The sequence below is a fragment of the Chloroflexus sp. genome, from assembly GCF_034432675.1.
Classification (GTDB): Bacteria; Chloroflexota; Chloroflexia; order Chloroflexales; family Chloroflexaceae; genus Chloroflexus.
The window spans coordinates 1-11,128 of the sequence record NZ_DAOUBI010000035.1 but is presented as its reverse complement, the minus strand read 5'-3'; the positions used below and the strand labels follow the sequence as shown (position 1 = coordinate 11,128).

General features: G+C 57.5%; 8 protein-coding genes. 4 read left to right on the top strand and 4 right to left on the bottom strand.

The features are described from left to right. Window positions 1–107: 107 nt before the first annotated feature. Entirely contained in the window at window positions 108–1,940 is a 1,833-nt protein-coding gene (locus VAE55_RS03095) for a VanW family protein (protein ID WP_322814353.1), read from the bottom strand. A gap of 602 nt (window positions 1,941–2,542) precedes the next feature. Here VAE55_RS03095 and VAE55_RS03090 point away from each other — a divergent pair. Genes VAE55_RS03090 through VAE55_RS03080 form a run of 3 tightly spaced genes read left to right on the top strand, consistent with a single transcriptional unit; the run spans window position 2,543 to window position 4,973 of the window. Beyond that, on the top strand, window positions 2,543–3,400 hold the full coding sequence (locus VAE55_RS03090; protein ID WP_322814352.1) for a deoxyribonuclease IV: 858 nt from the start codon (window positions 2,543–2,545) through the stop codon (window positions 3,398–3,400). 39 nt (window positions 3,401–3,439) lie between these two features. Then, window positions 3,440–4,195 carry a ComEA family DNA-binding protein gene (locus VAE55_RS03085; RefSeq protein ID WP_322814351.1) on the top strand — a complete coding sequence of 252 codons (756 nt, stop codon included), beginning with the start codon at window positions 3,440–3,442 and terminating at the stop codon, window positions 4,193–4,195. Continuing rightward, entirely contained in the window at window positions 4,188–4,973 is a 786-nt protein-coding gene (locus tag VAE55_RS03080) for an alpha/beta hydrolase (protein WP_322814350.1), read from the top strand. Before VAE55_RS03085 ends, VAE55_RS03080 begins: the two co-directional genes overlap by 8 nt. A gap of 38 nt (window positions 4,974–5,011) precedes the next feature. Here VAE55_RS03080 and VAE55_RS03075 read toward each other — a convergent pair whose 3' ends face one another. Genes VAE55_RS03075 through VAE55_RS03065 form a run of 3 tightly spaced genes read right to left on the bottom strand, consistent with a single transcriptional unit; the run spans window position 5,012 to window position 9,144 of the window. Beyond that, complete coding sequence (locus VAE55_RS03075) at window positions 5,012–7,999, bottom strand: SpoIIE family protein phosphatase (protein WP_322814349.1); 2,988 nt, start codon at window positions 7,997–7,999, stop codon at window positions 5,012–5,014. After that, window positions 8,000–8,749 (bottom strand): anti-sigma factor antagonist, encoded by a 750-nt coding sequence (locus VAE55_RS03070; protein ID WP_322814348.1) that lies wholly within the window; start codon window positions 8,747–8,749, stop codon window positions 8,000–8,002. It abuts the gene before it with no gap. 44 nt (window positions 8,750–8,793) lie between these two features. Further along, window positions 8,794–9,144 carry an STAS domain-containing protein gene (locus VAE55_RS03065; protein ID WP_012256949.1) on the bottom strand — a complete coding sequence of 117 codons (351 nt, stop codon included), beginning with the start codon at window positions 9,142–9,144 and terminating at the stop codon, window positions 8,794–8,796. 138 nt (window positions 9,145–9,282) lie between these two features. Here VAE55_RS03065 and VAE55_RS03060 point away from each other — a divergent pair, with 138 nt between their 5' ends. After that, complete coding sequence (locus VAE55_RS03060; RefSeq protein ID WP_322814347.1) at window positions 9,283–10,338, top strand: hypothetical protein; 1,056 nt, start codon at window positions 9,283–9,285, stop codon at window positions 10,336–10,338. Window positions 10,339–11,128 lie beyond the last annotated feature (790 nt).

Genomic DNA, 11,128 nt, shown 5'->3' with positions numbered 1-11,128 from the left:
AGGCAACCAATCCAGCGCGTGATGGCACCGGAGATGGTTATTCGAGCGCGACAGTACAACTTTTTATGAAATAAGTTCTCGTAGCCCAGGTATACTGCACAGTAGCCCTACCGCCCCACACCGCGCACGAAGATGTCGGGCCAGGGTTGGAATGTGGTTGGGATCGTATCCCGAAGATGAACGGCACCGTCCGCGTACACGGTACGGTAGATTTCCACCCGTAAGCCATCACGTGCAGTGTCGGTCTGGCGAACGACACCACTCGGAAGGGTCGGATCATCGATATAGACGGGGGCGGTAGGGGCCGGCATTCGCTCAAGAATGCGGTATGAATACTCCACCCGGCGGTTTGTTGGCGAGCCATAAAGAGTTATGGAGAGTTGTTGGCGACGGGTGTCTACGGTTCCGGTCAACAGTAACCAGCCACCGGTATCGTTCACAAACCGTAGATCGTGCACACCGGTAAAGATCGCAGCATCGAGACCGGGAGGCTCACCCAGTTCCTCGTACCAACCGATACGAAAGGAATGCGCGTGCCGTTCAGTAATGGGTAAGCCGGCAAAGAAAGCTGCCCGAAAGACGGTAGTGCTGACCTGGCACAACCCGCCACCCCACTCTTTCTGCGTGCGGTTATCAATAATCGCATAGCCCTCAACAAAGCCACGTTCGGCGGTAACCGGCCCTAACGTGGTGTTGAACGAGAACGTGGCGCCGGGTGGAATCAACACGCCATCCATCTGGCGCGTGCCGGCCTGGATGTTTGTAATGCGGTATGGCGCTGAATTGCGGAATGAGCTAACTCCGACGCCGACCGGTGCACTGATGCCCAGCGCAGCCAGATTGTCAGCAGTGACCGGTGGTGGCAGCTCGCGTAAGGGAAGGGTTACCGTTCGTTCAGTACTGTACAGCACAGCGTTGATACGGGCCATCGCCTCTTCCACGGCCAGACCACGACCGGGGGTACCGGGAGTACGTATCCGGAGATTCCCGTTATTCCAATCAACTCTGGGTAACCCTCCCTCTTCGCGAAGGGCAGCGGCAATTGGGGTTAATGCGGCGCGAATAGCGGCCTGGTCGATCATAACGGCCATCGCCGGACGACCATCAACTGCGGTCAGGCTGCGCAGCCTGATCCAGGATGCGATCTGATCGAGCGACCATTCCCAACGACATCCCGCTCGACATTGACCGCCCTGACCTTCAAGCCGGATCGGGCCGCTGAGCAAGAGACGCAGTTCGCTGACGGTTGGCGCCAGATCGTTATCAAGTACCCGTGGTTCGAGGATGCGCGTGCGGATGGCAATCTCTTGCGGTTGCAGGCTTTGCACGGCAGCCGCAATATCGGCCAGTGTCTCATCGATTAAGGTCTGGCGTCCCCACTGTTCACTGCCGACAACGACCATACTGCCGCGCAAATCAACACTCGCATCAATGGGAGCACGGTCGATCTCGATGGCGATCATCTGGAGCGTGGCCTGAGCGACACGCTGATCGAAGGTCAGATGGAGCGGGAGATCGATGCCGTATTGCCAGGTCGCTGCGGCAATTTGGGCATTTACCTCCCATTCCGACTGATGACCAATCGCGAATGCGGCATCAAGCGCCTCTTCAATCGCCAGGTGCAGGCCAAGGTCTTCGGCTGCCGGTCGCCAGACCTGGTCGTTGAAGTGCAGGGTCACCGGTGTGGCAAGGAATTCGGCGTAGCGACGGTGCAGTGCGGCCCGCGCTTCGGCTCGGGTCATTCCACCAATTGGCAGGCCACGCACACTAATGTTGGGGTAGATGCGTTCAGCCAGCAGCCGGTCACTCAGGATGATCACGCCGTATCCTAGCAGTATTGCCAGGATGATCAAGACAGCGATCACCAGTAACCATTCAATGATCCGCCAAAAGCGCGACCGGTGGCGGTGAGGTATTCCGGCTGGTAGCGAGCGTTCCATCGCGATGAACAGCTTTTTGATGCGGCAGAATGCAGTAGTAGTCTAACGCTGGCGCAGGTTCATGTCAAGCGACATAGCGCCTGGCGACACGATGGTGTCGTGTGGATGAAAGGGGACTCCCGCCTCCAACGAGATTCAGGGGCAGACAGATATAGATGAGCTAACACAGCTTCCTGGTTTGATCGAAGTCATCGCACGCTATCTACCGTCACCCTAACACCGTCCCCCTGAGCGCTTCACTGCGGTGCACAAGCGCTGGTATCCTCCTGGAAGTGTGCGTCTCCAGTATGTGACGGCGGGAGACATTCGGCACCAGCGCCTGTATTATCCCGCCCTCAGACGCCTCCTGACCCAACCGCGTAGGGGCGCACGGGCCGTGCGTCCCTCTCGGTCACGATCAGAACAATCCCGACCGGCACGTGACCCAACCGATTCACGTCGCGATGCATCTACCGGCTACCATGCGATATATACGATATATAGGGGAAGCTTCACCAAACATCGCACACACTCACCGGCTACTCCGCTACCCGACTTCCGTGAATGCCGTGATATAATTGCAGTATCCGGTACTCGCCGGCACAAAGTGATAAGGTGACCGCATGCCGCGATTTGGTGCACACATGTCGATTTCGGGCGGCGTCTCAAAATCGTTTGCCCGTGGTGAATCGGTTGGCCTGGACTCGATGCAGATTTTCGCCAAGAACGAACGGCAGTGGACAGCGAAACCCATCTCGCCGGAAGAGGCGACAGCATTTCGGGTAGAGCAACAACGTACCGGTATTCACCCGGTCGTCGTCCACGACTCCTATCTCATCAATCTGGCAGCGCCAGCCGATGAACTGCGCGAGAAGTCGATTGCAGCGTTCGCCGACGAGCTGGAACGTTGTGCACAACTCGATATTCCGTATCTGGTGACGCATCCCGGTGCCCATACCGGCATTGGTGAAGAGGCTGGCCTGGCGCGGGTTGCTGATGCGATTTGCCGGCTGTTGGCAGAGGGTGTCGGCAATAATACGATGATCTTGCTTGAGACGACGGCAGGGCAGGGGACAGCGCTGGGTTACCGCTTTGAGCATTTGGCCCGCCTCTTCGAGTTGATCCCGTACCACGAGCGGTTGGGGATTTGTGTTGACACCTGTCATATCTTTGCGGCCGGCTACGACATTCGTGATCCCGAAGGGTTTCAGGCCACATTTGCCGAGCTTGACCGTCTGGTTGGCCTGACACGGGTCAAATGCTTTCATCTAAACGACTCCCAGAAGGATTTGGGTAGTCGGGTGGATCGGCATGCGCATATCGGGCAGGGTTGTATCGGTGTTGAGGCGTTCCGTATGCTGGTGAATGACCCACGCTTTGCCGATTTGCCGATGATTATCGAAACCCCAAAAGGCGAGGATATGGCTGAGGATCGCATGAATCTGGCCCTACTGCGTTCGCTCGTACAGGGTGCCGAATAGAGGTATGGATCCGCATCTACAACCGGGGAGCAAACTGTTATGTGGCGTAAGTTGCTGTTGGTTGCCTTATTACTCGGAATTGGATACGTGATCTGGCGCCGGATGCAGCGAGATCAAACCCTGTCACCGGTGTCCGATCTATCACCAGCTCCATCGGCGGCTCCATCAGCGCCGTCTACACCATCAGCGCCGTCACCATCACCAGCACCGTCAGCGCCGTCAGCTCCTGCATCCACCAGCAGTGGGCCACGACCGATTGTGACTCGTGTTCATCGTGGTGCGCCACCGACAATTCGGCGGAGTAGTGCAAGCGCTGAGGCGGCTGCGAGTGATTGCAATGGGGTAACCGATGTAGATTCAGCGTCTGATACCGTTCAATCCGCCGCGCCGGTCACCCACGTATCGACTGGAGACGCCGATACTTCATCGCAGGTGGCTTCAGCATCTGCAACCACTGCCGGCATGGTCGCAGAAAAGCCGGAATCGTCGTCAGACGTGCAAGTCGCAGAGTCGGGTGAGGTCGAATCACCCGTCGCCGAGACCGGGCGGGAAGAGGAGAAGGAAGAAGTATCGGCTGAAGGAACCGAACTGGCGCCGGTTGATATTAACCGCGCTGATCGCGAGACCCTGATCGCCTTGCCCGGCATCGGGCCGGTGCTGGCGGATCGCATCATCGCGTACCGCGAAGCTCACGGACCGTTCAAGAGTGTTGATGATCTGACGGCCATTTCCGGTATTGGCGAGCGTAATATCAATATCTTTCGTAAGCTGGTATACGTTGATCCCAATGCTTGAACCTTACTTGTTGCCGGGTGGCGATCACGCTTGCCTGCTGATCCACGGGTTTGTCGGCGATCCCGGTGAGATGCGCGATTTAGGCGATCATCTGGCGCAAGCCGGCTATACGGTATTCGGCATGCGTCTGCCCGGCCATACCGGAAACCCTGAAGACCTGATTGCTGTGCGCTGGACAGACTGGCTGGCTGCGGTGCGGGCGGCATTTGACGCACTCGCCCGCCGGTCTACTGCTGTCTCAGTAGTGGGTTTTTCGTTGGGTGGCGCACTGGCCTCGTTGCTGGCAGCACAGCGCCCCGTGCACCGCCTGGTGATGCTGGCAACACCCTACCGCCTTGGTGGCGACTGGCGGGTTGATCTGTTGGGGATTGTCCGTTACGTGACCCCCTGGTTTTATCTGCTGGCCCAGGCCGATTTCAGCAGCCCCGATCTTCGGGCATCAATCTGGCGTCGCCAGCCCGGCCTTGATCTCGACGATCCGGTTATTCAACAGATGCTACGACGCTCGGTGAAGGTGTCAGTCGCCGCCGCTGATGAGTTGCGGCTGACTCTGGCAGCCGCTCGTCGTACACTGCCGCTGGTACGGGCACCGACCCTGATTATGCACGGTCGCAGTGATACAACAGCCGATCCAGCCAGTGCCGCAGCAATCATGGCTCAGATCGGCAGCACCTACCGTGAACTCACCTACTGGCCGGCCACCGGTCATCAACTGCTACTCACCGGGCCGTACCGGTCGGCCATCTTTCAACGGATCACACGGTTTCTCACCCGCTAGCGCCTTTCCCTGCTGCCTGGAACGTATCGTAAACGACTCTACTCTCGCTTGATAACGATCAGCGTAATGTCATCAAACGGTGGCTGACCGTGGCTATGGCGGGTAATCGCTGCCAGAATGGCCTGGACGATAGCACCGGTCGGTGCTGTGTGATAGGTCTTGATCACGGCGCGTAGTCCGCTGAGATCAAAAGGAACCAGCGCTTCATTTACCGTTTCGGTGACCCCATCGGTGTAACATACCAACACATCACCGGGCGCAAGGGTCGTACTGGCTTCGGCCAGAGTTGCTTCAGCAATCACCCCCAGTGCAATGCCAGGCGTGTGCAATTCCTCGATATGTCCGGTAGCAGCGCGGTACACGAGTGGCGGATTGTGCCCGGCACAGGTAAAACAGAGATGACCGGTTTCCAGGTTAAGCCGGGCGTAGAACAGAGTCACAAACATCCCCGACTCAGAGTCGCGGTACAACCAGCGATTGGCCCGTTCCATCGCACGTGCCGGCGCAGAGCCATCGAGTGCAGCGGCACGTACCAGTGAACGCGCCATGGTCATGAACATTGCGGCTGGAATCCCTTTATCGCTTACATCAGCGATGACAAACCCCAGTTCGTGATACTGGTCATCTCCTGATGATAAAGGCCAGAAATCGTAGAAATCACCACCAACCAGCCGGGCCGATTGCCAGGCAGCATCGATCTGCCAGCCCGGCACTATCGGCAAACGAGTAGGCAACAGGGTGCGTTGAATTTCGCGTGCGACGCGCAGTTCCTGTTCGAGGCGGGCAGCCTCCGCCGCCTCTGCCGCCAGCAACAGACTTTCCAGCGCACTGGCAATCTGTGCCGCAGCGCCAATGCAGAGACTCTGCTGACGACTGCTGAGAGCAATAAACGGGTCGTTGTAATCCAACACCAGCACACCGGGTAGCGTGGTGCGCACTTTGATCGGCAACCCAATCAGGGCGCCGCTGTGCGCCGCCGGAATGAGGGCTGGCCATTGATCGGCATTGTCTTGCGCCTGCCAGATGGTCTCGATATTGATCTGTTCACTCTCGATAGTTCGTTCGCGTAAGCGGAGCAAAAATGGCGAGCGGGCCGGTTCGTCGATCAGAGTTGCGCGGGCCTGGCGAGACAACCCATACGCCGCACGCAGAACAAAATCGTTCCGCTCACGATCCCAGAGCGCAATGTAGCAACGCGGACATCCCAGCAACAGCGGCGGCAAGCGCACGACAGTAGCCAACAGATCGGGTAAGGTGGTAGCGCGGCCAACATTCTCGGCGATCTGTAACAAGGCATTCAGCGTCCATGCCTCTTCTTGTTGGGCAGTGTAAGCATTGGCGCTTTCGATGGCAATTGCGATCTGATCGGCCAGGGTGCGGATCACGAACAGATCGTCTTCATCAAAATCATCAGGCTCATCACTCTGCACATCGAGCACCCCAATGACCGTCGAACCAACCCGCAACGGCACAGCTAGCTCAGAACGGGTTTGCCAGGTATCACGAATAGCGCGAGGGTCGTTCATGACATCGCCTACCAACACCGGTTCGCCGCGTTGAGCCGCCTCACCAACCAGACCTTGGCCGATGCGGAGGGAGAGGGCCCGAATCCGCTCAAGATCGGCACCATCGGCTGTGGAAGCTCGAAAGTAGATGCGTTCGTCATCGGGAGACAGAGTAAAAATGTGCACCGGGTGGTAACCGAACCGTTCACGGATTAACCGCACAACCGAGGGCAACAACTGGTCGAGATTAAGAATCGCCGTGATCTGTTGACTGACTTCGCGAATAGCCTGTAACTGGTTTGCCCGTTGGCGGGCTTCGTGAAAGGCGCGAGCACGGGCAATCGCCACCGCGGCCTGGTCGGCGATGAGCGAAATGAGGCGCAGGTCGTTGGCATCAAAGGCACCCGGTTCGTAGCTCTGCACCGAGATGGAGCCGATCACCGTTTCACCAGCAATGAGCGGCACATAAATGCCTGAACGTGGTGGTCGTTCACTCTGATAGCGCGGACGTGCCGGCAGACGATCCATCTCGCGCACAAAATCTTCCACCAGGATTGCCCGCCCGGTCTCCCGAATCCAGCCGATCAGTCCACTGTTTTCCGAGAGATCAACCGTCAAGCGGGGCAACCGTACGCGATCTTGAATGCGTACCATGAGCGTATAGTGGTTGCCGTGAAACAGACCCAGATGGAACGACGAGGTATCGACAATCCGACTCGCTTCACGGTAGATCAGCTCGCAGAGGGCTTCAACATCGAGTTCGCTGCGAATAATTGCCCGACTCACTTCATTCAGGCGAGCTAATTCACGCACTGAACGGCGTTGGCGTTGCAGGTTGAGCGAGGAGCGGCGGAGAATGGCTGCCGAGGCAACCAGGGCAAGACCGGCGAGCGTAAGATGAAAAAGTTCGAGCTGCCGGGCAATCGCGGCTCCTAACCAGGCCAGGGGAAGTGGTGCGATCTCCGCACCCAAAATTGCAGGCCACGCTGAACGCCACCAGGTTGCCAGGCCACTGCGCCCGCCTTGCAACAGTTCGCGGAGCAAGCGCCCGGTTTGGGTAATCAGCGGAAAGCCGAACAGGGTTGAAAGGAAAAGTGGCGTAAGGTTCTGCTCGGTAAGTGGTTGATTGCCCAGAGCGCCGACCGGCCACGCACTGACAAGTATGCCCAGGGTGCGCAGACCACTGCGCAAGAGGGGACGACCAAACAGAGAAAAGGATGTACGGGGGCGGTTGGTCAACAGCAGAATCACCACCCCGGAGACAACCCCCTCAATAGCCGCCAACCATGCTGCGTTCACCGGCCCAAGGGTAAGACTGGCCGTGATCAGCACCAGCGGGGCAAGACTATGGACATCGGCAGGCGGGGTACGAAATGCCAGCAGATCAACGGCAAAGGCCATCGCTGCAAACAATATCACCAGTATGGGGGCTACCGGCGTAGCGGGCAGCGTAAACAGCCACATCCACGCCACAACGCCAACCACCAACCCATACCATGTCAGCATCTGTTCGCGCGACACTCAACGCCTCTGGGAAAATGCTGCGCGGGCTTCTGTGACTGAGGGATGAATATTGAAAACCTGGGTAAAGCCGGTAATCGTAAAGACTTCGTGGACTTGCGGTTGTAAAGCGGCCAACCGTAATTCACCGCCGAGCGTCATCAACTCCTTACGGATAAGAAGCAACGCCCGCAAGCCACTACTTGACAGAAAAGGTACATTGCTGAAGTCCAACACAATCTGACGAGCACCCTGACCGATCCGTTCGTTCACCGTCTTGCTCAGTCGGGGTGCGGTCAGCGCATCGATCCGGTCGTTGATGGGAATAACGACCACTTCATTAGCTTCTTCAGCCTGATCAGATGGTAGATACTTGACCATCGTTAGTAAATTACCGCCTTGGGGTGAAAATTCAAAATGAACTTCGTCCATCAAGCGCGTAATGAGATAGATACCCAGGCCGCCAATCTGACGCTCTTCCAACGGTGAGGTAATGTCAGGTGTCGGCACAGTAGAGGGGTCAAACTGACGACCATGATCGCGTACCGTTACGATAAAACGTTGATCATGGCACTGCCAGCTCAGGGTGAAATCACCGGGTTGGTCAGGATCATAAGCGTGCTGGATAACGTTGGTTACAGCTTCATCTACTGCAAGCTGCACCTGCCAGGTTGCCCGTTCATCCAGACCACAACGTTCGGCTGCGGCGGTGATAAATGCACTGGTTTTGGCCAACGCATCCAGATCAGCAGTAAGGGTGATACTCTCCATGGCGATTGTGAGACCAGACGAACACGTCTGGCAATAGGGCAGGTTCAAAATGATCCAACTGCTTCGACGGTATCGCCATAGATCTCGAAGAGCGAACTAAAACCGGTTAGATCGAACACCTCTTTGATGCGGGGTGGCAGGTTAGCGATACGAACATCACCACCTTCAAGATCGGTGATCTTCCAATCACGAGCTTTCTTACGCGCTTCAATCAAGACGCGCAAACCCGGACTGCTAATGTATTCGAGCTTGCTTAGATCCAATACGATGCGATAGCGACCGTCGGCGAAAATCGACTCAATCAGTTGCTTGAGTTGTGGCGCAGAAGCTGCATCAACGCGCCCAATAACCTCGATGAGGTCAACTCGATTGAGCCGGCGGTGAGTAAGTTCCATCTTGCTCCTCCTCTTCAGGCACAAACAGCGCGTTGTGCATACTAATTGGTATTATACCATACTGACGGTTCTGCCCTGACGGTACGTGCTATAATGATGCTGTCAATGCACATCAGCAGACACCACGAGGGCTATTGCATGCCGAGCTGGAACGATCTTAATCTTGCCTGGAATACGCTGCGTGAAATAAATGTTGAGGATATTCGGAAAGAAGCCGAGTCACCGCTGACTGTCGTCTGTGTCGGTGCGACACGGGTCTGCCAGAGTATTGCCGCCCGCCTGGAATACGGTGAGCAGCGCTATGGTGCAGTCGGGCCATCACCGATCCATCTGGCCAATCTGGCCACGATTGTACCGGCAGAGGTACAGAACGTCGATCTCGTTATTATTGGTCTGGATCGGAATATTCGTTTGTCGGCCCGTGAGTTAACGGTGATTGAGCAACTGGCAGCTCTATCCTTACCCACGGTTGTAGTGGTATGGGGAACGGCGCTCCCCTCTGATGCCGGGCCGCTCCATCCACGGGTTGCCCATGCCCGTTTGCTCGTGGTGCCTGATCCAGATAACCCGGATACTGACCGTCAACTGGCTGAAGCGATTCTTGAACGGCTACCGCCCGCTTTGCATCTGGCCGCTGCTCGGCGGTTGCCTGGTCTGCGTCCGGTGCTGGCAAAACAACTGATTAGTAGTGTCTCTTTTACCAATGCCTCGTATGTACTGGCAACCGCCTTACCATCGCAAATTCCTCTGCTCAACATGCCGTTTGCTGCCGCCGATACCCTGATCTTGACTAAGAATCAGGCCATGTTGGTATACCGGCTTGCCCTGGCCTACGGAGCGCCACCAGATATTCGCGAACGCCTGTTCGAGGTACTACCGGTGATTGGTGGGGCGTTTATCTGGCGCCAACTGGCCCGAATGCTGGTGGGACTGATTCCGGTGTGGGGGGTAGCTCCCAAAGTGGCGATAGCGTATGCCGGAACCTACACAACCGGAACAGCCGCGTGGCGCTGGTTTGCGGAAGGCGAAATTGTTGATCGCGAGCGTTTGCAGGAGATTGGGCGTGAGGCGATCCAGTTGGGCCGCGAGCAGGCCGCGCTGTTGATGGCAAAAGCACGTGAAACCGGTAGCCAGCAGGTCGGACGCTGGAAACGATTCTGGCAACGGTTACGGCAGATGTGGCGGCGCAAGTGAACGGATCGGAGTAGAACCTGTTTCAAAAAACATCTCCTGGAAGTTATCTCATTCATCACTGACAGACTCATCGTGATGAGCACACACCGCAGGGTTAACGACGTGACCCGCGCCGGATCGTGATTACGGCTGCGGCGGCAGCGTGGCTGCCGCACTCCATACTCCGCAACACGGGTAACTCGGTCGGGAGACCGTATTCACCCCGGCGTGTGCCGCGGAAATGCCGTTTGGCGTGTCCGTGGTCACCGGCGTGCTGGGGTGATTTCGCTCGTTCACCGCATCCCTCGTATGGCAAGATGAGTAGGTTCAGGCACCGTCCGTAGGGGCGGGTGTAGAACCCGTGGGCGGGTGTAGAACCCGCCCCTACGGATGCCCGCATATTTGGTGTCAAGCAGTGATGCCTGTATCACGCAAGGTTTGATATGCCACCCTGCTGGAAGCAGGCCCGGCGGGCAGGTGCAGGTGGCGAGTGCGCCGGAGGCGCCCGCTCCCAGGGGATGGCCCCCACCCTCACCTGTCCCCGTTGGGCTATGATTACCCATAACTCGAATACTGCATTGCCCGCTCGCTGGAGCAGGTCGGGGGCGTGATAACGGGCGTGCTCCCCAGCCGGAAGCTGGGAGTGTGCGCCTCCGGTGCGCATGGTGCCGGTACCATTTCTGGAGGGAGGAGCCAGGCGCAAGCTCCCGCCCCTGGCAGCATTCACGGACGGCCAGGACAGATGATCGAACCCAACCTCTACCCTATCAGGAAGCCCTGGATCACACGTCTGCCCTCCCCTCTCCCGCCC

Bases quoted from the DNA above. Each gene is read 5' to 3' on its own strand.
- VAE55_RS03060 (WP_322814347.1), top strand. From the start codon at position 9,283: ATGCCGAGCTGGAACGATCTTAATCTTGCCTGGAATACGCTGCGTGAA.
- VAE55_RS03090 (WP_322814352.1), top strand. From the start codon at position 2,543: ATGCCGCGATTTGGTGCACACATGTCGATTTCGGGCGGCGTCTCAAAA.
- VAE55_RS03080 (WP_322814350.1), top strand. From the start codon at position 4,188: ATGCTTGAACCTTACTTGTTGCCGGGTGGCGATCACGCTTGCCTGCTG.
- VAE55_RS03065 (WP_012256949.1), bottom strand. From the start codon at position 9,144: ATGGAACTTACTCACCGCCGGCTCAATCGAGTTGACCTCATCGAGGTT.
- VAE55_RS03085 (WP_322814351.1), top strand. From the start codon at position 3,440: ATGTGGCGTAAGTTGCTGTTGGTTGCCTTATTACTCGGAATTGGATAC.
- VAE55_RS03070 (WP_322814348.1), bottom strand. From the start codon at position 8,749: ATGGAGAGTATCACCCTTACTGCTGATCTGGATGCGTTGGCCAAAACC.
- VAE55_RS03095 (WP_322814353.1), bottom strand. From the start codon at position 1,940: ATGGAACGCTCGCTACCAGCCGGAATACCTCACCGCCACCGGTCGCGC.